The following is a 22,088-nucleotide window of genomic DNA, read 5'->3' as shown; positions in this document are numbered from 1 at the left end:
TATGCATTTTGCAGAGCTTCTTGCAGAACTACTAATGCTTTTCGATGATTTAAAATTTTGGAAAAAGAAGAAAACAAGAAGAAAGTTTGAAAAAGAGAACGGACTACCAAAACAAGAAATGGTAAACCCTTCTAATAAAAGATACGTGATTTTGATATTATTGATAATACCGCTATTCATACTTTTTAATTATTTATTTTTCCCAAATAGAGCGCAAAAGGAAACAGTAAATAAAATATCTAAAATTGAATCGCTATTAGAAGACGAAAAAAAGGCTTTTAATAGGTATCCAGACTCTCTTTCTGATATTATTAGAAACAACCCAACTCTTAAAAATATAACAGTAGACTATTGGAAAAATAATTTCCTATATAAAACCTTTAATAAAGGATTAAGCTATTCCTTAATATCAAAAGGAAAAGATGGTATTCTTAATACCGAAGACGATATTAAAATTACAAATAAATGAAAAGCGCAATCCTAACTTTTATATTATTAATGACAACAATACTTTCTGCTCAAGAAAACGAAATAGAACTTCCATATTACGAACTTCCAGAAACATCAAATAAATATACCGCAGGTACTGTGGCAGCAAGACAAGTAGATGCTTTGGGTTTTAGATTTTATTGGGCAAGTGAGAGTTTAACAGAGAAAGATTTAGCTTATAAGCCAAGTGACTCTGTAAGGACGTCTTTAGAAACAATAGAGCATATTTACAGTTTATCTTTAATTGTTTTAAACTCAACTTTAAAAAAGGAAAATATAAACGAGAAAGAAGAAATGTCTTATGCTAAATTAAGAGCACAAACATTATTAAACTTAAAACAAGCAGCAGATATTTTAAGAGCAAGTAATGATATTTCTCAATACAAAATTATTTTTGGTACAAAAGAAATACCGTATTGGAATAATATAAACGGACCAATTAGTGATTCTATTTGGCATTGTGGGCAGTTAGCAACATACAGGCGTATTACGGGAAATCCAATAAACTCGAAGATTAATCATTTTTCTGGAAAAGTAGGAGGTAAGAAATTAAATAAATTGTTTTATAGGTAGATTTAAATATAGAATCCTTCAGTTAATTATTATTTGTAATCAAAATAAATCTTAAAATTAGTGCCTTTACCAACTGTACTCTCAACTTCTATTTTTGCACCAATAGCGTCTATTTGGTTTTTTACAATAAATAGCCCAAGACCTCTCGCGTCTTTATTTTTGTGAAAAACATTATACATACCAAATAATTTGTCTCCATGTTTTTCTAAATCTATTCCAAGACCATTATCAGAAATAGAAAGGATAACATTATCACTATTTTGTTTAGCTTCAAGTATAATTTTTGTTTTAACATCTGACCTTTTATATTTAATAGCATTGGTTAAAAAGTTAATAATTATACTATCAATATAAGCAGGTACACCTTTAATGGTAATTTGCTTTTCAATTAAAACTTCTATATCGACAGTATTAGATAATGTTAAACCATAAATATTACTAATTGCATTATTTGTATACTGTAAAAGATTTAATGATTCTAAATTTTCATTATCTAAAGAGTTATGAATAGCAATTTCGTTTAAGTTAAGAATAGTCTCATTTAAATTATCTACTGCCTTTTCATATAATGGAAAATATTCATCTTCAGCAATTTCAGGATTTTCATCTTTATTTAATTTTAAAAGCATTTCTAAATTCCCACCATGAGATCTTAAATTATGAGAAACAATATGCGCAAAATTTAATAATCTATCATTTTGTTTAGAGCTTACTGTTAGTAAGTTTGTTATTTCATTTTTTGCAAGTTTTATTTCGGTAACATCACTTATACAAGCGACAAAATGTTGCGGTATTCCATTGCTATCTCTTACTATGGTAGAAGACAAAATGCAATAAACACAAGAGCCATTTTTATGAATATACCTTTTCTCTGTACGGAAGTTATCTATTTTTCCGGACAGCATAAGTTTAATTTCTTTTTTTCCAATATGCTTATCCTTAGGATGTGTAAAGCTTTCAAACTCTAGTTTTAAAAACTCCTTTTGAGTATAGCCTAACATATTGCAAGTACTATCATTAACATTTAACCACTTACCGGTTAAACTAACAATTGCCATTCCTATTAAAGATGATTCAAAGATAGATCTAAATTGCTTTTCCTTAAGTGCAGTGTTTTTAGCTTCTATTGTTTTTTTTGTAATATCTTGAAATACACCTCTTATGGCAACGCATATTCCTTCTTCTAGTTTTGGGTGACCAATAGATCTTACCCATTTTTCATTTCCTTTTGCTGTGATTAATTGGAATTCATTATCAAAACTTTTTCCATTGGTTAAACATTCTGTAAAATGTTTATTAATTAAATCTCTGTTGGATCCTGCTTTATAAAAATTAATAGCAGTATCTATATCTGGAATATAACTATCTTCTACTTCGTGAATTTTTTTAGTAACAGAACTCCATTTTAAAACGTTAGACTTAATGTCTAGTTCCCAGGATCCTATGGCTAGAGAATTTTCTATCGTGCTTAAAAAAACTTTGTCATGGATTTCTTCGGAAAGAATTGTGTTAGATATACTATTAAACATAAAAGGAAAGATTTAGGGATTTCTGCAACTAAAAATAGTTAACAAAAAAAACATATACTTATATGCCGTCAAATTTACATAAAATAACGATTAAACAACAAAAAAACACGTTAAAATGTAATTTTAATGTTTCAAAGAGCGTTTTGTCCTACATTAAAACATGTTTTTAATCTGCTTTTTGGGCTTTTAAAAACTCCACCTATAATATACATATCAAAAAAAACCACTTTAAATAGAAGTGGCTTTTTTGTTTTTTAAGATAATTTTAATAAATCTCTATTAGTGCTTTTCTTTTATAAATAAGCTAAGCTTTTACTTTTTTAGGTTCTAAATCTATTTGAATTTGATTATTCAGTATATCGTCAAAAGTTTCTCTTTTTCTAATTAAGTGTGCTTCGCCGTTGTGCCAAAGTACCTCTGCCGGACGATATCTAGAGTTGTAGTTACTAGCCATAGAGTAGCAATATGCACCTGCATTTTTAAAGGTTAAAATATCACCTTCATTAATTTCCGAAATTCGCCTGTTATTTGCGAATGTATCGGTCTCGCATATGTAACCCACTACACTATAAAAACGTTCTCTTCCTTTTGGGTTCGAAATATTTTCAATTTCATGCTGAGATCCATAAAGCATCGGTCTAATTAAATGGTTAAACCCTGAATCTATTTGTGCAAAAACGGTAGAAGTGGTTTGTTTTACAACATTAACTTTGGCTAAAAACTGTCCTGCCTCACTCACTAAAAATTTACCAGGTTCGAAAGCTAAGATTAATTCTTTGCCATAATCTTTACAGAACTCATTAAAGCGAACAGATAATTTTTCTCCAAACTCTTCAATATTAGTTTCTATATCTCCGGGCTTATACGGTACTTTAAATCCAGATCCAAAATCTATAAAATCTAAATTTTTAAAGTTTTTTGCAGTTTCAAATAATATTTCACTGGCATAAAGAAAAACATCAATATCTAAAATATCACTTCCTGTATGCATGTGTATTCCGTTAATATTCATATTTGTATTTTCTACAATACGTAGAATATGTGGAATTTGATGTATTGAAATACCAAACTTACTATCTATATGTCCTACAGAAATGTTGGTATTACCACCTGCCATAACATGCGGATTTATACGAATACACACAGGAATATTAGGATGCTTTGTTCCAAATTGTTCTAATATAGAAAGGTTATCAATATTAATTTGACAACCTAATTTTGCTGCATTTTCTATTTCTTCTAGCGATACACCATTAGGAGTAAAGATAATTTGCTCGGCTTTATAACCAGCAGCGATGCCCAATTGCACCTCTTGAATTGAGACTGTATCTAATCCTGCACCAAGAGTTTTCATTAACTTTAAAATAGAAATATTAGAAAGTGCTTTTACAGCATAATTAACTTTCACCTTTTCTACTTTACTAAAAGCAGACGTTAAACGTTTATATTGTTGTGTAATAATTTCAGAATTATATACATAAACAGGACTTTCAAAGTCTTTTGCTATTTTAAGTAATTGCGTATTGGTCATGAATTGTTTTTTTATCAAAGATATTTGTTTGCTCAAATTAATAAATATTTACGTCAAAATATTACATATTTAAACAGTTTGTTAATTATTTAACAATTTTAAAACAGTAATACTCCTTGATATCGTATTTTCATAATTAAATATTAGGGTAAGTAATTGTGATTATTTACTTTTGTAACTCTAAAATTTTATAGACTTTCGCATACGCGGAAATTAAAATAAATCCATTAATAAAGATGAATTTACACGAATATCAAGGAAAAGAATTATTAAGCAGCTTTGGCGTACGTATTCAACGTGGTATTGTTGCCCAAAATGCTGACGAAGCAGTAGCAGCAGCAAAACAATTAACGGAAGATACTGGAACAGGTTGGCACGTTATTAAAGCACAGGTTCACGCAGGTGGTCGTGGTAAAGGTGGTGGTGTTAAGTTGGCTAAAAACTTAGACGAAGTTAAATCTATCGCTGGAGATATTATAGGAATGGATTTGGTAACACCTCAAACTTCTGCTGAAGGAAAGCGTGTGCACCAAGTTTTAGTATGTGAAGATGTATATTATCCTGGAGATTCTGAGCCAGAAGAATATTACATGTCTGTTTTATTAAACAGAGGAACTGGACGTAACATGATTATGTATTCTACAGAAGGTGGAATGGATATTGAAACAGTTGCAGAAGAAACTCCACATTTAATTTTTAATGAAGAAATCGATCCTGCAACAGGAATTTTACCTTTTCAAGCACGTAAAATTGCTTTTAACTTAGGTTTATCTGGAGCAGCTTTTAAAGACATGACAAAATTTGTAACGTCTTTATATACAGCTTACGTAAAATCTGATTCTGCATTATTTGAAATCAATCCTGTTTTAAAAACAAGTGATGATAAAATAATGGCTGTAGATGCTAAGGTAACTTTAGATGCTAGTGCATTATACAGACATAAAGATTTAGCAGCAATGCGCGATTTACGTGAAGAAAACGCAATTGAAGTTGAAGCAGGAGAACAAGGGCTTAACTATGTAGACCTTGACGGAAACGTTGGTTGTATGGTAAATGGTGCTGGTTTAGCAATGGCAACTATGGATTTAATTAAGCAAGCAGGTGGTGAGCCAGCTAACTTTTTAGATGTTGGTGGTACTGCAGATGCTGCAAGAGTAGAAATTGCTTTCGAACTTATTTTAAGAGATCCAGCTGTTAAAGCTATTTTAATTAACATTTTTGGTGGTATCGTTCGTTGCGATCGTGTTGCTCAAGGTGTAATTGATGCTTACAAAAACATGGGTAACATTAGCGTGCCAATTATTGTACGTTTACAAGGTACTAATGCAGATATCGCTAAAAAATTAATTGACGATTCTGGATTAGATGTAATGAGTGCAACTGAATTTCAAGAAGCAGCAGATAAAGTACAAGCTGTATTAGCATAGTACTTTTTTAAATATATTTATTAAGAGCAACCAATATGGTTGCTCTTTTTTTTGTCTTAATATTTTAACAGACTAGAGATTAGTTTCTTAACAGGAGCTAAAAGTTGTGTTAAGCATTAGTTAAACCAAGTTTTTCAATGTTACTTTTCTTGATTACTTGAGTCTATAAGCTATAAAACAATTAAAACAAAAATTATGAAATCAATTAAAATGGTATTACTAGTATTAGCTATTGCTTTTACTGGTGCTTTAAGCGCAACAACAAACCCAGATGGTTTAGAGCCAAATGTATTAGCAAATGAAATTACAGCATTATTAAAAAATCCTGAATTTAGAATTGCCGAAGATTTAAAAGCAAATGTAACTTTTATGCTTAATAAAAAGAATGAGATAGTTGTAATAAGTGTAGATACAGAAAGTGAACAGCTTGAAAGTTATATTAAAACCAGACTAAACTATTCTAAATTAAAAGAAGGACTAGTGACTACAACAAAAACTTATAAAATTCCAGTAAGGATTACTATTGTTTAGTACTATTTATTTTAAGCAAAAAAAAGAGCAACTTAATCGTTGCTCTTTTTTGTATTTCTAGGTTTATTAATGTTCTTTTTATTGTTACCGTATGGATTTGGCTTTACTTTTCTTGAAGCTTCTTTTTTTGGCTCTTCTCCTTTTTTAGGCATTGGTCCACGAAGATGAATAATTAATCCATTTAAAAAGTTTCTTAAAATTTGATCGCCACATTCTACATAATTAGGATGATCTTCTTTTCTAAAAAAAGCACTTAATTCACTTTTAGTAACTCTTAAATCTACAAGCATTAATATTTTAATAATATCATCATCACGTAGCTTATGTGCTACTCTTAGTTTCTTAAAGATATCGTTATTTGTCATAGTTTAATGTGTTGTAATTGAGTTGTTTATGTTCTATTTTTGAAGTGATAAATTTCGAAAAAGTGATAAACAGCTATTAAATTCGGTGTAAAACTACTCATTTTTCGATAAGCGACGTAATTTATACGATTATAAATTATCATTATTCCGTAATTTTATAAAAAGAAAAACAATCTGTCAATCCCTCATTATGCCTAAAAGAGTAGAAAAACTAAGTTTATTATCTGAAATGATAGCATTTGCTAAAGCAGATAAAAATTTAAAGAGAATAGAATACAACTTTCTTTTAAGTATTGCTAAACAATTAGATGTCTCTAGAGCAGATTTTGATTACTTAATAGAACATCCTATAAATTATGTGAATTTAAAATCTCATAGTGAACGTATTGTGCAATTTCATCGCTTGGTATTATTAATGCATATTGATGAAGAACGTACTGACGAAGAGATTGGTAAAATTCATAACTACGGACTTAGAATGGGTTTAAGTCATGAGTCTATTAGCAGAGTTTTATATTTAATGGATGGCTTTCCAAATATGATGGTTCCTGCAGAAGTACTAATCGATATTTTTAAGGTACAGTATAATTAGGTAGTATACAGTTAGCAGTAAATAGTTATTTTATTCTATTCTAAGTTTTGATTAATTTTCACTATTCATTAAGCTTTTAGTGCTTCAAGTTTACCTTGATAACTCTTAATTTCATCTCTTAATTGTGCAGCAATAATAAAGTCTAAAGCCTTTGCAGCTTGCTCCATTGTTTTTCGTTTTTCGCGTATTTTCTTTTCTATTTCGTCTTTAGTTAAGTATTCACTTTCTGGTTCTGCAGCACGAGCAGCTTCCAATTCGTAGCTATAGGTACTTACAGAATTTTTACCTAAAGCACTATCTAAACTTTTATTTAAAGCTTTTGGTACCATGTTATTTTCTGTATTGTAAGCTATTTGTTTTTCGCGTCTATATTCGGTTTCATCAATAGTTTTCTGCATACTTTTGGTAATCTTATCTGCATACATAATGGCTTTACCATTTAAGTTTCTTGCAGCTCTACCAACGGTTTGTGTTAATGATCTTGCCGAACGTAAAAAACCTTCTTTATCTGCATCTAAAATAGCAACTAAAGAAACTTCTGGTAAATCTAAACCTTCACGAAGTAAGTTAACACCAACCAAAACATCGTAAATACCTTTACGTAAATCTTGCATAATTTGCACACGTTCTAAAGTATCTACATCACTATGGATGTAGTTTACGCGAATAGAAATTCGACTTAAATATTTGGTTAATTCTTCAGCCATACGCTTGGTTAGCGTTGTTACTAAAGTACGTTCGTCTTTCTCGATGCGTTGTTGTATTTCTTCAATTAAATCATCTATTTGGTTTAAACTTGGGCGTACTTCTATAATTGGATCTAGTAAACCAGTAGGTCTAATAACTTGTTCTACGTAAACACCGTCGGTTTTTTGTAATTCGTAATCTGCAGGAGTTGCACTTACATATAAAACTTGATTTTGTAACGCTTCGAACTCTTCAAACTTAAGTGGTCTGTTGTCCATTGCTGCAGGTAATCTAAAACCATATTCTACTAAATTTTCTTTACGACTTCTATCTCCTCCATACATTGCATGTACTTGTGAGATGGTTACGTGACTTTCGTCTACTACCATTAAATAATCGTCTGGAAAATAATCTAATAAACAGAAAGGTCTTGTACCAGGCAATCTACCATCAAGATAACGCGAATAGTTTTCTATACCAGAACAATAGCCTAATTCTCGAATCATTTCTAGGTCAAATTCTGTACGCTCTTTAAGTCTTTTGGCTTCTAAATGTTTCCCTATTTCTTTAAAGTAATCGTATTGCTTCACTAAGTCGTCTTGTATACCTTTAATGGCACCTTGTAGAATATCTGGAGAGGTAACAAACATGTTTGCTGGATAGATGTTTAATCTATCGTATTCTTCAATAACTTCATTAGTTTGTATATCGAATTGTTCTATTAATTCAATTTCATCTCCAAAAAAGTGAATCCTGAATGCATTGTCTGCATAACTCGGAAATATATCTACAGTATCTCCTTTTATTCTAAAGTTACCGTGTTTAAAATCTGCTTCGGTACGCGAATACAAACTTTGCACAAGTTGATGTAGTAATTTTGTTCGCGAAATCTGTTGATCGCGCTCTATAGAAATAACATTTTTTTGAAATTCTACTGGATTTCCAATACCATACAAGCATGATACCGATGCAATTACAATAACATCTCTGCGGCCAGAGAGTAGAGAAGAAGTTGTGCTTAAACGCATTTTCTCAATTTCCTCGTTAATAGATAAATCTTTTTCTATGTAAACACCAGATGTAGGTATGTAAGCCTCTGGTTGGTAATAATCGTAGTAAGACACAAAATACTCTACAGCATTGTCCGGGAAAAACTGCTTAAACTCACTATATAATTGAGCGGCCAAAGTTTTATTATGTGCAAGAACCAATGTAGGTCTTTGCGTTTCTTCTATAACATTGGCAACTGTAAATGTTTTACCAGAACCAGTAACACCAAGTAAAGTTTGGTATCTCTCGTTGGAGTTTAAACCATGTACCAATTTTTTTATTGCTGAAGGTTGATCTCCTGTAGGACTAAATTCTGATTGTATTTTGAATCGCATAAAGCAAAATTACGGAATAAAATGGTAGCTTTATTTTAATGAAGCGTTAAGGTTTTTGTATGGAGAATTAGAGTGCTTTTTACTTTAGTTTTTTGTGGTGTTTTCTTGTTTACCATAAAATGTTACTAAAATTTTTCCGAAAATAAAATAGAGTACAACCACAGTAATTCCTCCAACTAAATATCCATTTTCCATTATACTTTTAAAACCATAATTTATACCGAATAGTATCATACATATAATAAACTGAAGAATAGCATAAGCAATATTGCCTTTTGGACTAAAGCCAAATAAACCCAAGAAATGAGTTTTGGTAAGTCCGAAAATAAGATGCGGCATTGCGTTAGCTAATAAAGCACCTATAATAAAATCTATTAGAGTCATTTTTTAATTGTTAGATTTAAGTAAAGTTAAGGATATCAAAAACAAATAAGGTTTATAAAACTAGTGTTTTTAAGCATAACTAAATACAGAAAAAGCTTTTAGTGAGGTTGTTTTATTTTTCTTTGATTATATTTCCTTTTCGTTTTTATTAATTGGTACCTTAAATCATCATAAAATAAGCTTATAATTAAAATAAGTGCTCCAAGAATTAAAGTGTTTAATTTAAAATTAAATTTGGAGTAAAAAAGCCCACCGATTAAACCACCAGCAAAAAAGAATGAAATAATATAAATTCTTAATTTTATATTCGCTTTTATTTTTTCTCTTTCTAGATTGTTTTTTAGAAAAAATAATTGAGAAATATCTATACCTAAATCAGTAAAAAGTCCAGTAAGATGTGTTGTTCTAACTATTGCATTAGAGATTTTAGTTACAAATGAGTTTTGAAGTCCCATTGCAAACAATAAAAGGCAAATGATTAAGTTAGGAAATTTAATTTCAATGAAATTACTTAAAAGACCTATTGCAATTAAAATTACGCATTCTATTATTGTGGGTAATAAGAATACATTAAGTTGTTTACTTTCACGATAATTTTCGATTAAAAAGCTGGACGAAAATGAACCAAAAAGAAACGAGAAAATGTAAAGAAAATAGATTGTGCCTTTCCAAAAGTCAAAATCGGCAACATCATTAATAAATAATGCAAAATGTCCGGTTACATTTGTTGTTAATTGCTTGAATGCTAAAAATCCAGTTACATTTACTATACCTGCTACAAAAGATAAAACAACAGCTATTCTTAAGTTATGTTTTAAAGTTCTGCTTTTACCTTGATGTCTAAACACTCGGTTTTAATTTGTTTACTTATAGTACACAATGTTTTTGTGTAATGGAAGCTTGTACTAAAATACAAAACTCAATTTATCTCACCAAAGCAAAATGCCCTTTATATTGTTTTCCATTTGGATGATTAATAACATACCAATAATCTTCACTAGGTAAATTATAACCATTTATTGTACCATCCCAACCTTTAAGAGAATTGGTTTTGCTTAATAGTTTTCCGTAACGATTAAAAATTAGAAGTTCTAGATTAGCATTAAAACTTCTAGAAGTACCAATTGGTTTCCATACCTCATTTACTGTATCTCCATTAGGTGTAAAATATTGAGGAAAACCTAAAATTGAAAATTCAACAAAAGTGTCTCCACAACCATTTTTGTCGCGAACATAAATGGTGTGAAAGCCAGGTGATAAATTAGAAAAGGTATTTGAATCTTGATAAAAACTAAATTCGTTATCAATAGAAAATTCATAATCACCATCTCCAGAAACTGTAATGGTTGCCGTGTTATTTGTTGTTAATTCGGTAAAGTCTAAATTTTCTATTGTTGGTTCGTTTGAAGGTACAAGTGTTAAATCTCTAGTGTTTGAGCAGCCATTAGGACCTGTAACAATTACTGTGTAAGTTCCAATTTGGTTAGCTTCTAAGAATGGAGTAGTGATTCCTGTATCTGTTCCATTATAAAACCATTGGTAATAATGATTGTTAGGATTATCGTTTGTAACACCTCCAGCTAGAGTAATAGTATCTGGAAAACTATTTAAGCAATATAAAAACGATTCGTCTTCCAATAATTGTGGTGTAAATAATACATTAAGAGTTAACTCTGAAATGGCATAACACTGGTTTGTATCTGTAACTACTTTTACAAAAATGGTTTGTGAATCTTGAATTGTATTGTTAAAATTTCCAGTTATACTATTTGATTCAACAAAAGCATTTTGGCTAGTCGTATAAAATGTTATTGTTGCATTTGCAGGAACTAAAGGGATTATTGTTGTTCTAATGTCATCCAGATTAAAAGTAGAAAAACCATCGACTATTTCGTCATCACAAACATCTACATCTTGTAGTGTAATTGTATTTGTAGAAATGTCTAAAGTAACTTCAGCTATAGCTTTACAGCCGGTTGTTTGGTTAACTATCCCAGCATATACAATTTGCATTGGAGAAGTGTTGTCAAAATTATTAGTATTAGAAATTGGATTAATTTCCATTTCTGCATCAGTAAAAGAACTATAGAAATTAAAAATCGCTAATGCAGAGTCGTTATTTGTTACAGCTTGCCAGGCATCGGATAAATTATAAGTAGTTAATCCGTCTTGATTAGCATCACACTCGAAAAGAGTTGTATTAGTAACGTTTGGTATTGGAGCATATTCTATGGTAACTTCACCATAGGAAATACATCCATTATTGAAGGTTACTTCAACATTATAAGTTCCTGTCCCAGTAACATTAAATGTGCTAGATGTTTCACTAGTTTGCTCAACAGTATCTAGAAACCATTTGTAATTAGGAGTTCCTGCTTGAGTAGCGTCTAGTGTTATCGTTTCGTTATTACAAACAGCATTATTGGTTGCTAATAATCTATCAGAGCCCAAATCTGTAACTAATTCAAAACTTCCAGCTTCTAAAAAAACAGCAGAATCGAAACGGTAATTTTGTTCATCTGCAATTACTAATTTTACATGATAAGTAACATTAGGTATTGTAGTGGCAGTAGCTGTTAAAATAGTAGTCTGGCCATTAAAGTTTATTGGTGCAACTGTATTGTTAAAAGTATCGAAATAAGTTTCGTTTTCTGCATCGCAGCCACCTGGTATTTGTGGGTGAACAGTTGTTACTTTTACTGGTGTTTGGGTACCAGGTACTAATGCAATGTTTTGGTATTGTGTTTCGGATGCTGGTCTTATTAAAAAGCCAAATAAATCTGAAAACTGACAAGTGTTAGAATCACCTTCTTGATATTCTTCTGAAGCAAAAATATAACGAAAGCTAATTTGATTTGCTAACGTGGTAAAATCGAATTCTATTATTGTAGCGTTAGTAGTATTAGATTCTTGCAAAGCAACCTCTAAGTCGTTATCTCCACTCCAATTTGTAGCATTATCATCACTTAAGTTATTATTAGGACCAGGAACATTGCTTAGTCTTCCTGTGCTTAATACAATACCACTTTGAAAAGGAAATGTTGTGCCAGTAGCATCAAAGAAACCATAACTTTGGTCTGCTGATCCAAAGTTGCCTCCAATACTATTAGTTACTTGTACATTAGAGATACAATTACTATCTACTAGAATGTTTTCTATTAATTGTTGTGGTGTATAGGTTTGACTGTCTACTGTAATATTCTGTGCATTCACAGATACTACACCGAGTAGAATAAATACTATTAAGATTCTTTTTTTCATAACAAGAGCATGCAAAGATAAAGAAGAACTTAAATATATAATGTATTTAAAATGTTAAAGGATTATTATAATACTAATGCAAAGTGCCCTTTAACTTGAAACTTCTCGTTACCATTAACAACATCTGCTACAAACCAATAATCGCTTGCAGGCATTAGGTTTCCATTGTAACGTCCATTCCAACCATAATCATTATGTTTTAATACTTTTAAAATTTTTCCAAAACGATCGAAAACAGTAACAACAGTACCTTCTAATTGGCTAACACCCGTAATGTGCCAAGTATCAAAAAAACCATCACCATTAGGGGTTACAAATTGTGGTGCATCTATTACAAATACTTTTTTTGGAGGTGTTGGTTCACAACCATTAAGATCTATTACAGTAATATAATGTACTCCAATTGGTACATTGTTAAATATGTTAGAGGCTTGTGGTTCGTTATCGTTTAACTGATAAACGTAATTTCCAATTCCGGCAGTTTCAACCACTATAGTATGTGGGTCTTGAAAAGCAGGTGAGACATCGAAATCTACTAAAGCTTGTTGAGATGCTGTAACACTAAAGTTAGAAGTTGTTGTGCAACCAAAAGTAGTAGTTACAGTAACCCAGTAGTTTCCTATTGTTGTAATATCTATAATTGCGGTTGTAGCTCCAGTAGACCATAAGTAAACATCAGAAGGTTCATTAGTTTCTGCAGTAACTACTAATGGTAAATTATCGATACAAACAACTTGATTGGTAATGTCTACTTGTGGTTTTCTATTTATATAAACATTAAAATGTCCTGTAGAAAAACAATTTGTGTTACTATTTTCTAAACGTACATATAATACTTGCTCGTTTTCAGCATTATAGTTTAAATCATCAATTGTATTAGTATTATTTAAGGCATCGTTTTCAGTTTCAAAATAATTAACAGTAAAATTATTAGGGTTTTGATTGCCAATAATAATTGGTGTTTGTTGCTCTAAGTTAAATACTAGGAAGTTATCGAAATCATCATCGCAAGCTTCTAAATCTTGTAAATTTAAAGTTGGTAATGTATTTACTACTAAAGAAAAAGAACTTGTACTAAAGCAACCTGTAGTACTAAACTCTGCTCTAACAAAAATAGTATCGTTATTAGAGGTGTAATTATAATTTGGATCTAATGCATTTTGAGAGGTTTGCGCATCTACTAAGTTGGAGTAGAAGGTAAGTATTACATTTTCTTGCGTACCAATTAAAGCTTCTGTTGTTTCTGTTAGATTAAAAGTAGCGTCTGTTGTTTCGCAAATATTATAGTTTGTAATTGGTTCTATTTCTGGTGGTAAATTAACAATAAGATCGAAAGAAACTGAAGCTCCACAATTAGAAACAGTATTGTAAACCTCTATATAAACGGTTTGCGGATTAGAGGTATTGGTATAAGTTTCTGGATTAGAAATTTGGTTTGTGCCAGATAGTAAATCTGTTTGGTTAGTATAATAATTAACAACAGTATTGTCTTGTCTAATAGCAAGTACATCTATTTCAACTTGTGTTAAATCAAAAACAACATTGCCATCATAATCTGTATCACAATCTGTTAAATTTAGAGCAGTTCCAATAATAGGTACTTGTATAACATTGTACTCGTAAGATGCAATACCCTTACAAAAGGTGCCATTATCTACGCTTGCAAAAAGTTGTTGAGGGTTTACGGTATTTGTAAACGTATCACCAACTATTGCATTGGTTTCGTTTTCAGCATCTTCTAAAGTTAGGTAATATGTAACTGTTAAAGCATCGGTGCTATTAGCAATAATTTCTTGTGTTTTATCATTTAAACTGAAGGTTTCAAAACCATCGTTAGAATTATCATCGCAGGCATTAACATCGCTTGGTGCATTGTAAATAGGCTCTGAACCAACTTCTAAAACAAATGAAGATACTCCAAAACAACTAGTGTCTGTTATGTTTTCTACAAGAACATAAATGGTTTGTAATTGCGAAGTGTTATTGTATATACTATTTTTATCGATGTTAATAGTTAATGCTGAGTCTTCAAAATAAGAAACTTCTTTTCCTGTTTGTCCGTTTAGAATTTCGGCATCTTTATCTGCAAGAATAAAATCTGAAGTTTGGTTACCATCGGTCTCACAATTTCTAAAGTTTGATATTACTGGAAAATTTGGTAATGTATTTACAAGAATATTAACAGGAACTAAACCGTAGCATCCAGTAGTATTGTTTTCAACTTTAGCATAAATGGTTGAAGTTTCGGCATTGTAATTTGTGCTGTCTGTAATTTCGTTACTAGAATTATTTGCATCTGCTTGCGTTAAGTAATATGTAATTACTGTTGTTGTATCTGTATTAATTTGACTGTTTCTTGAAGTTAAATCTATTATAGAAAAACCATCTTGATCATCATCACAAATAACAAAATCTGAAGCAGTATTAACAGAAGGCGCTGGTAATACTTCTATTTGAAAAGGTTTTACATCGTAACATCCAGTTGTGCCATCTGCAACTCTTACATATAAAGTAAATGGATTTACGGTATTATTATAAAAAGGAGGTAATATATTAGAGCTCGATTCGGCATCCATTTCAGTTTCAAAATAAGTAACGATAGGGCTGTCAATACCAACGGTAACAATAGAATTAAAAGTAGAAAGTTCTACAGATGTTAAAGTATCGTCGTCTGTATCGCAATAAGTAGAAGGACCATTATTTAAAATAGTTACAGAGTCGTTTACATTTAATTGTATTTCTGTAGTATTTGTACAGTCTAGGTTTTCTATTAAAAGGTATAATTGCTGAAAGCTGTTTTGTACTTCATAAAGTACACTATCATCAATAGGATTGGTGTTATTGTCTAAGTCTAATTCGGTTTCGTAATAAGTAATTGTAATATCTGGCAAGCCATTAGCAATAACGTCTGTAACTGCAGTTAAATCGAAAGTAGCTTCACCATCATCTGGAGATTCGTCACAAGCACCAAAGTTTCTAATGTTTGTTCCCGTTTCTAAAATATTTGTGTGTAACTCTATGGGAACTATTTCGTAGCACGAATTGTTATCGTTTTCAATTCTAATATAAACAAGTTGAAAATCTGGAGTCGTATTTTGAAATTGTGTAGGGTCGGTAATTTGGTTTACATCGTTATTAGCATCTTCTTGTGTTACATGGTAGCTAACAGTAACATTTGTTGCACCTTGAAGCACATCTACAATAACACTTGTTAAATCGAATATCTCTAAGCCATCATCGTCTTGTTCGCATGCATCTAACTGTTGAAGTGTATTGTCAATATCTGGACTTTCCAATGTTTCAATAGTAACATTAGTAAAAGCAACACATCCAGTTGTAACATCTTCAACTCTAATAAATAATTGTTCTGTTGTATTGGTTGGTGTGTAAGGTGAAGGAATAGCATTTGTATTACCATCTGCATCTACTTGAGAATAGTGGTAGGTTACATTATAATTTACATTGTTATTTGTTATTTCTGAATCACTATCTGTTAGCATTGCATCTCCACTTCCGTTATCACAAACTTCTATAGTGCTAGGAGATATTATTGTTGGTGACGGATTTACAACTAATTCCACAGATGAAACATGTACGCAACCAGAATTAGTATCTATGGCACGAACATAAACAGTATGTGGGTTTGTAACGTTATTGATGGCGTTAAAACTGTTTGTTCCGTCTATTGCTTCTTGATTAGAACTATGGTAGGTTATTGCGTAATTTGAAGCAGGTATGTTTGTTTCAACTTCAGTATTTAAAGTTGTTAAATCAAAATTTTCGACACCATCGTTACTAGTATCATCACATAGTGTGAAATCTGCTAGCTGAGGAAAAGTTTGTACCGAGTTTAATACAACATCTATTTCATCTTCAAAGGTGCAGTTTGTTCCATTTAATGGTACAGTAATTATTACAGAATAAGTTCCAGATGTTGTAGCAGTTAGAGAGCTAGTAGTTTCTCCAGGAATTATAGCTGCATTTAAATACCATTCGTAACTTGCTTGTGGATTGTTAGTTTCCGCATTTAATAGTGTTGAGTCATTACATGTAGTAAGGTCTGCACCTAAATCTACACTATTTGTAAAACTATTGGCTTCTATAAATACTGCAGAATCGAAGTTTCTATCGGTTTGGTCTGCAATTATTAACTTAATAGTGTATTCTACATTAGGAGTAATATTTGCAGAAGCAGACATTATTTGAGTTCTTCCATTAAAATTGGTGTCACCCATATTATAACCTTCAAAATAACTTTCATTTTCAGCATCACAAAAGCCAACAATCTCTTGATGAATAGTGCTTGTATTCACGGGAGTTGTTGTTCCGGGTATAATAGCTAAATTTTGATAGGGTTGCGTTGTGCCTGTTTCTTTGATTAAAAAAGCAAAACCATCTGAATAGTTACATGGGTAGTCGGCAAAATATTCTTCGGATGCTAATATGTAATTAAAATTAATACTGCTTGTAGCAGAAATAAAATTGAATTCTATTGAAGTCGCATTTAATGTATTGTTAATTCCTAAGGCAATTTCTAAATCTGGATCTGTTTGCCATGAAGAATCACCTTCGTTAAGTGCATTGGTGTTTTGTGCATTTCCTGCCGAGTTTATGTTACCAGAAGATAATACAATTCCATTTTCGAAAGGAAAATTAGAATTTCCTTTTTCAAAAAAACCATAACTAGCAAATCCGTTATCATTACCATTAATTGGACTTGATATGTTAGAGACTTCTACGCAGCCATCAATTAAAGTATTTATTAATTGCTCTGGAGTTTGAGTGTCGTCTATTGTTATTTGTTGTGCTTGAGTTATTTGCGCAAAAAAAACTAAAAGTAATAATGTAGGTAGGTAGTATTTCATCTTTGGGGCATTCTAGCTTTTAAATATAATCTGTCGCTAATTCACTGCGTCGGTTTAACGGTGTAAAAATAACGTTTATTAGTTTAAAAGCAAAATTTATCGATGAAATACACTTTTTTTAACGATTTAAGTAAATCCAACCTGTATAATTCCCATAATTAGGGTCATTTGTTCTTAATAAGTAAAAATAAGTTCCGGTTGGGACTAATTTACCTTTGTTAAAACCTTGGTTAGAAATACCATACCATTTTAATTTGTCGTTACCTATAAAAATAAGATTACCATATCTGCTATAAATTAACAACTCGTGTTTCTCGAAAATGGTATATAAACCTTGGATATTAAAATAATCATTATATCCATCATTGTTTGGTGAAAAACCTTCAGGAATATATGGAGGGCAATTTTTTGTATTTAATTGAAATGTGAAGATATCGTAACAATTATTTTTTTCTGCGCGTATATATATGTCTTGTGGCGTTGTTAACGATTGGTAGTTTTCTGGATTAATAATATTATTTATATCCTGTTCTAAATCTTGAAGTGTTTCAAAAAAGCTAAAGCTTATATAATTAGTCTCATCGATTTCTAATAGTGCATCAAATAAATTGAAGGTTGCAGTATTAAAACCAACATCGCATAACTCTAAATGAGATAAGTTAGTAACTGTCGGTTCCGGGAATAACGTAATTACTGTTTCGTCTATATTATTTGTCTCTATAATTTCTACAACGGAGCTATTTCCATTACCATCATCATCAACTACAATATTTAGTAAGAAATCATCAGGAATTGATGTTGGAATTTCAATTGAAATTACTCCATTTTCACTACTATTAATAGGAATACTGTTTTCTGTTTCTGTTTGTGCTATTAATTGTCCTTCAGCATAGATGGCAATAGGAGTATTAGCAGGTAGAGGATCTGTACTGTTAGTATTGTAAACCGTATAATTTAACGTAACCGCTCTTGAGGCACAACTAATACTTGTGGAATCTATAGTGATTGTAGCATCTGGTAATTGGCTATTTAAAACAGTTATAATATTGTTTATTATAATTAAATCGGCGCTAAAAACTCCTGTAGTTGGATTTACGGCTCCTGTTGTTAATTTAATTTCTACTTGAGTATCTCCAACATCAATATTATTTTCAATGCTATATACATCTAAATCTGCGTTGTAAAATGTTGTAGAATTAGTAAAGGAATTTGTACCATTAAAAGCATTGTCTGCTAAATTTAATGGAGGATTAGAAATAATGTTTCCGTTTATAGATAAGCTTTCTCCAAAGTTTAGGGCGTTATCTCCTTCCCAAGTCAAGAAACCAATTTTCGCATTATCATTGTCGAGTACGTTTACATTTTCAAGTAAAATAGTTTTTTCGGTAATGTTTCTATTGATAATCTCTAAACCTTGAAATAGATTTACTTGGTTTAATGGTAGTGTGTTATTTTCGAATATGACATATAAGCTCCAACCTGCAAAATTTGTTCGATTACCGCAATAACCAGGATTATTCGCTAAGGTTTCAGAAATGTCCAAATCTGAAAGCGTATATGTTGTATTGCCTTCAGTTAGAATTTGATTTGTTACATCTGCATAACATGAGAAGTAATTTAATTCGCCAAATCCAGAATCGGTATAAGGAATAATGTAAGTGTTTTGGGCAATAATTTGTGTGCCATTAAAAGTAACCTCTGTGTCTCCCAAGCCAGAGCCTGCCCAGTATAAATATGCAGCTATTACTGTTGAGGTATTGTCTACGTTAAGATTTGCTTGAGAGGAAGGAAGTGTTTCGCAAAAACTTTGTACTAAGTTATTTTCTGCTTGATTTAATGTGTTACCTATTGCTAAATAATCATAACGACCATTAAACTGTTGAAAGATTGAAATATCTTGTGCTTTTGCTTCAATATGAAGACAAAACACAACAAATAATAAGATTAAACTTCTATTTAACATTTTAGTTTTATAATGACATAAACTTACGAATATTTTAACTTATAATGAGTAAACAAAAAGCCTGAACTTTCGTTCAGGCTTTTTCTATTTAATAAGTATTACTCTTTATCTATCTCTTAAGAGTAAAGTGCGCACGTATCGATTTCTTTTCGTCCGTACTTGGCTCTCTGTATTCTACAGTAAACCAATAGTCACTTGTTGGCATTGGGTTACCGTTGTAAGTACCATCCCATCCTGCACCTGATGGACTTAATTGTTTTAATAATTTACCGTAACGATCGAAGATGTAAATCACTGCGTCTGGCTGTGTTCCAATATCGTAAACATTCCAAGTGTCGTGGTAACCATCTCCATTTGGTGTAAAGTATAATGGGTAATCCATAATCATTACTGGAAGTGTTGTTTCTCCACAACCTACCGTGTCTCTTACTGTTACAATATGTTCGCCTGCTGCAATATCTGTAAAGGTATACGTGTATTCTCCTGCTGCATTTAACGTTCCTAGTTCCCAGCTTCCGCCGTCAATACTAAACTCGTATACTGCTATTGAAGTACTTGTTGTTCCTGTTGCTGTAATTACCACATCGTGTTGGTCTGCAAAGGCTAATGTTGTTATTTCTGATGTTATTACTGGTGGCTCACTTACTGTTACTAAAGTATTCACTTCAATACTTGAACATCCTGTTGCAATATCTGTTGCTACAACACCATAAGTACCACCTTCGGTTGGTTCTATAAACTCTGCTGTTTCTCCTGGAAGAACGGTACCGTTTAAGTTCCATTCAAAAGTATATAATGCAGGATCTAATCCTGTGTTTACAACTGGTGAGTTAACAATTTCACTTCCATTAGTATTGATACATAATAAATACTCTGCTTCTAATGTAAATGATGGCATTGGGTTTACTTGTAATGTGATTGTTGTTGTTTCATAACATGCTGAAGTATCATTATCAACCTCTCCATCATTATTTAAATCTACTAAATCTCCATTTCCATCGCCATCTAAGTCGATATAATCGATAATACCATCTGCATCGGTATCAAATCCTTCTGCTACACCATCACCATTGATATCTACAATATCAAAGATGCCATCTGCTGGTACTGTTGTGTCGATAGTATCTATTGTACCATCGCCATTAACATCTAATCCGGCAGTTAATGTAGTAAGATCTAAATTTAATGTCCCTGGAATATCATTATCTACTCTTACTATAATTACTTGTGGGTTTACAGTGTTTGTGTAAATAAATGGTAACGGGTTTGTACCTGCATCTGCATCGGCTTGATTATCGTAATACGTTACCGTGTAATTTAATGGATCTTGACCATCTAATACATCTGGATTTTGTGTTGCTAAATCAAACTCAACCATATCGTTTGTGGTATCGTTATCAAACTCCATAGTATCGTCACATACTTCGTAAACGATTGCTACACCATCTGGATTTGCTTGTGCTGCTTCGTCTACAACTAAGTTGAAGGTTAATGCAGTAGTATCACATCCTGTTATTGTGTTTGTAATGTTTACGTAAATAGTCTGTGGGTCACTAGTATTGGTGTAATCGCCACTTGCTGCTAAGTCGTTCATTGAAGCATCTGCTTCTGCTTGCGTTTCATGGTAAGTTACTGTGAATATTGCTGGATCTTGTCCGTTTAATATTCCTGCAGTCATTGTTGTTAAATCGAAGTCTGCAACGTTGTCTGTATTCAGCTCACAAATAACATAATCGTTTACTGGTGTAACTACTGGTAATGGGTTTACAATAACATCGAAACTTACTAAACTGTAACATCCTGTTCCATTTAATCCTGTAGCATCGCTACCATTGGTAAGACGTACAAAAATAGTTTGTGGTGTTACTGCTACGCCTGGTGTTGCTGGATCTTCGTTAACATGCATTGTTGGATCTACAATAGCATTGTTACCCATAATAGCATCGTCTTGTGTAATGTAATAACTTGCTGTTACGCCAACTTCTCCATTGATAATGAAAGTTTCGTTTTGTGTTAAATCGAAGGTTTCTAATAAATCGTTTGGTCCTACAATGTCTATATCGTCACACAATTCTAAATCTACTGGATCTGGACTTGGTGATGGATTTGGTATCACTCTAATTGTTACTGTTGTAAAGCTAAAGCAACCTGTATCGCTATCCGTTACTCTTATAAAAAGTGTTTGTGGACCTGTCATTGTATTTTCATACGCTGTTGGATCTGGTATTGCATTAGTATCTGCTTGAGCATCGGCGAATGTTTCGTAATAAGTAACAATCCAACTTACGTTAGTTACACCTGTGATTTCAATGTCTTCAACTGTTAAATCGAAGAATGTAAAACCATCGTTAGCTTCCATGTAATTGGCATCTAAATCGTCGCATTGTGTTAAGATGTTATCGTAGTTAGCATCGATTACTGGTGGAAACTCTACACGAATAACAAAACTTCCTGTTGTTACACAACCATTAGCAACGCTTACTAAACGAATGTAAATGGTTTGTGG

Annotated in this window: 15 protein-coding genes; 5 read left to right on the top strand and 10 right to left on the bottom strand. The window is 31.6% G+C overall.

What is annotated here, in order from left to right:
* The first annotated feature begins 1 nt into the window (after position 1).
* Both Q0935_RS14420 and Q0935_RS14415 read left to right on the top strand, forming a co-directional pair.
* Positions 2 to 469 carry a type II secretion system protein GspG gene (locus tag Q0935_RS14420; RefSeq protein WP_299254746.1) on the top strand — a complete coding sequence of 156 codons (468 nt, stop codon included), beginning with the start codon at positions 2 to 4 and terminating at the stop codon, positions 467 to 469.
* Positions 466 to 1,062: a hypothetical protein gene (locus Q0935_RS14415; protein ID WP_299387686.1), complete on the top strand. Its 597-nt coding sequence runs from the start codon at positions 466 to 468 to the stop codon at positions 1,060 to 1,062. The genes Q0935_RS14420 and Q0935_RS14415 overlap by 4 nt, the downstream gene beginning before the upstream one ends.
* Before the next feature lie 29 nt (positions 1,063 to 1,091).
* Here Q0935_RS14415 and Q0935_RS14410 read toward each other — a convergent pair whose 3' ends face one another.
* Together Q0935_RS14410 and lysA are read right to left on the bottom strand one after the other, a co-directional pair.
* Positions 1,092 to 2,591 (bottom strand): HAMP domain-containing sensor histidine kinase, encoded by a 1,500-nt coding sequence (locus Q0935_RS14410; RefSeq protein WP_299387685.1) that lies wholly within the window; start codon positions 2,589 to 2,591, stop codon positions 1,092 to 1,094.
* Positions 2,592 to 2,895: 304 nt separating this feature from the next.
* Positions 2,896 to 4,122 (bottom strand): diaminopimelate decarboxylase, encoded by a 1,227-nt coding sequence (gene lysA, locus Q0935_RS14405; RefSeq protein WP_299387684.1) that lies wholly within the window; start codon positions 4,120 to 4,122, stop codon positions 2,896 to 2,898.
* Positions 4,123 to 4,358: 236 nt separating this feature from the next.
* On the opposite strand from lysA, the gene sucC reads away from it, so the two are divergent.
* Together sucC and Q0935_RS14395 are read left to right on the top strand one after the other, a co-directional pair.
* Entirely contained in the window at positions 4,359 to 5,549 is a 1,191-nt protein-coding gene (gene sucC / locus Q0935_RS14400; RefSeq protein ID WP_299387683.1) for an ADP-forming succinate--CoA ligase subunit beta, read from the top strand.
* A gap of 195 nt (positions 5,550 to 5,744) precedes the next feature.
* Positions 5,745 to 6,080 carry a hypothetical protein gene (locus tag Q0935_RS14395; protein WP_299387682.1) on the top strand — a complete coding sequence of 112 codons (336 nt, stop codon included), beginning with the start codon at positions 5,745 to 5,747 and terminating at the stop codon, positions 6,078 to 6,080.
* Positions 6,081 to 6,112: 32 nt separating this feature from the next.
* Here Q0935_RS14395 and Q0935_RS14390 read toward each other — a convergent pair whose 3' ends face one another.
* Complete coding sequence (locus Q0935_RS14390; protein ID WP_055435894.1) at positions 6,113 to 6,445, bottom strand: DUF1456 family protein; 333 nt, start codon at positions 6,443 to 6,445, stop codon at positions 6,113 to 6,115.
* Positions 6,446 to 6,635: 190 nt separating this feature from the next.
* Here Q0935_RS14390 and Q0935_RS14385 point away from each other — a divergent pair, with 190 nt between their 5' ends.
* Complete coding sequence (locus tag Q0935_RS14385) at positions 6,636 to 7,037, top strand: TerB family tellurite resistance protein (RefSeq protein ID WP_299387672.1); 402 nt, start codon at positions 6,636 to 6,638, stop codon at positions 7,035 to 7,037.
* A 68-nt stretch (positions 7,038 to 7,105) separates the two neighbouring features.
* Here Q0935_RS14385 and uvrB read toward each other — a convergent pair whose 3' ends face one another.
* From uvrB to Q0935_RS14350, 7 genes are all read right to left on the bottom strand, one after another.
* The gene (gene uvrB, locus Q0935_RS14380; RefSeq protein ID WP_299387669.1) at positions 7,106 to 9,109 is read right to left on the bottom strand and encodes an excinuclease ABC subunit UvrB; all 2,004 of its coding nucleotides are present in this window, start codon (positions 9,107 to 9,109) and stop codon (positions 7,106 to 7,108) included.
* Positions 9,110 to 9,193: 84 nt separating this feature from the next.
* On the bottom strand, positions 9,194 to 9,493 hold the full coding sequence (locus Q0935_RS14375; RefSeq protein WP_299387666.1) for a hypothetical protein: 300 nt from the start codon (positions 9,491 to 9,493) through the stop codon (positions 9,194 to 9,196).
* Positions 9,494 to 9,591: 98 nt separating this feature from the next.
* Positions 9,592 to 10,341 (bottom strand): YoaK family protein, encoded by a 750-nt coding sequence (locus Q0935_RS14370; protein ID WP_299387665.1) that lies wholly within the window; start codon positions 10,339 to 10,341, stop codon positions 9,592 to 9,594.
* A 76-nt stretch (positions 10,342 to 10,417) separates the two neighbouring features.
* Positions 10,418 to 12,754, bottom strand: a complete 2,337-nt coding sequence (locus Q0935_RS14365; protein WP_299387662.1) for a T9SS type B sorting domain-containing protein — start codon at positions 12,752 to 12,754, stop codon at positions 10,418 to 10,420.
* Between the two features lie 65 nt (positions 12,755 to 12,819).
* On the bottom strand, positions 12,820 to 17,619 hold the full coding sequence (locus Q0935_RS14360; protein ID WP_299387659.1) for a T9SS type B sorting domain-containing protein: 4,800 nt from the start codon (positions 17,617 to 17,619) through the stop codon (positions 12,820 to 12,822).
* Positions 17,620 to 17,737: 118 nt separating this feature from the next.
* Positions 17,738 to 19,582, bottom strand: coding sequence for a gliding motility-associated C-terminal domain-containing protein (locus Q0935_RS14355; protein WP_299387656.1), 1,845 nt, complete (start codon positions 19,580 to 19,582; stop codon positions 17,738 to 17,740).
* 109 nt (positions 19,583 to 19,691) lie between these two features.
* Positions 19,692 to 22,088, bottom strand: a 2,397-nt coding sequence (locus tag Q0935_RS14350) for a T9SS type B sorting domain-containing protein (RefSeq protein WP_299387653.1), incomplete at its 5' end; no start/stop codon positions are given.

It is taken from the genome of uncultured Lacinutrix sp. (assembly GCF_947500605.1).
In the GTDB taxonomy this organism is placed as follows: Bacteria; Bacteroidota; Bacteroidia; order Flavobacteriales; family Flavobacteriaceae; genus Lacinutrix.
This window is presented reverse-complemented; position numbering and strand designations above follow the sequence as displayed.

Bases quoted from the DNA above. Each gene is read 5' to 3' on its own strand.
- Q0935_RS14355 (WP_299387656.1), bottom strand. From the start codon at position 19,582: ATGTTAAATAGAAGTTTAATCTTATTATTTGTTGTGTTTTGTCTTCAT.
- Q0935_RS14365 (WP_299387662.1), bottom strand. From the start codon at position 12,754: ATGAAAAAAAGAATCTTAATAGTATTTATTCTACTCGGTGTAGTATCT.
- lysA (WP_299387684.1), bottom strand. From the start codon at position 4,122: ATGACCAATACGCAATTACTTAAAATAGCAAAAGACTTTGAAAGTCCT.
- sucC (WP_299387683.1), top strand. From the start codon at position 4,359: ATGAATTTACACGAATATCAAGGAAAAGAATTATTAAGCAGCTTTGGC.
- Q0935_RS14360 (WP_299387659.1), bottom strand. From the start codon at position 17,619: ATGAAATACTACCTACCTACATTATTACTTTTAGTTTTTTTTGCGCAA.
- Q0935_RS14390 (WP_055435894.1), bottom strand. From the start codon at position 6,445: ATGACAAATAACGATATCTTTAAGAAACTAAGAGTAGCACATAAGCTA.
- Q0935_RS14415 (WP_299387686.1), top strand. From the start codon at position 466: ATGAAAAGCGCAATCCTAACTTTTATATTATTAATGACAACAATACTT.
- Q0935_RS14395 (WP_299387682.1), top strand. From the start codon at position 5,745: ATGAAATCAATTAAAATGGTATTACTAGTATTAGCTATTGCTTTTACT.
- Q0935_RS14375 (WP_299387666.1), bottom strand. From the start codon at position 9,493: ATGACTCTAATAGATTTTATTATAGGTGCTTTATTAGCTAACGCAATG.
- Q0935_RS14410 (WP_299387685.1), bottom strand. From the start codon at position 2,591: ATGTTTAATAGTATATCTAACACAATTCTTTCCGAAGAAATCCATGAC.
- Q0935_RS14385 (WP_299387672.1), top strand. From the start codon at position 6,636: ATGCCTAAAAGAGTAGAAAAACTAAGTTTATTATCTGAAATGATAGCA.
- uvrB (WP_299387669.1), bottom strand. From the start codon at position 9,109: ATGCGATTCAAAATACAATCAGAATTTAGTCCTACAGGAGATCAACCT.
- Q0935_RS14420 (WP_299254746.1), top strand. From the start codon at position 2: ATGCATTTTGCAGAGCTTCTTGCAGAACTACTAATGCTTTTCGATGAT.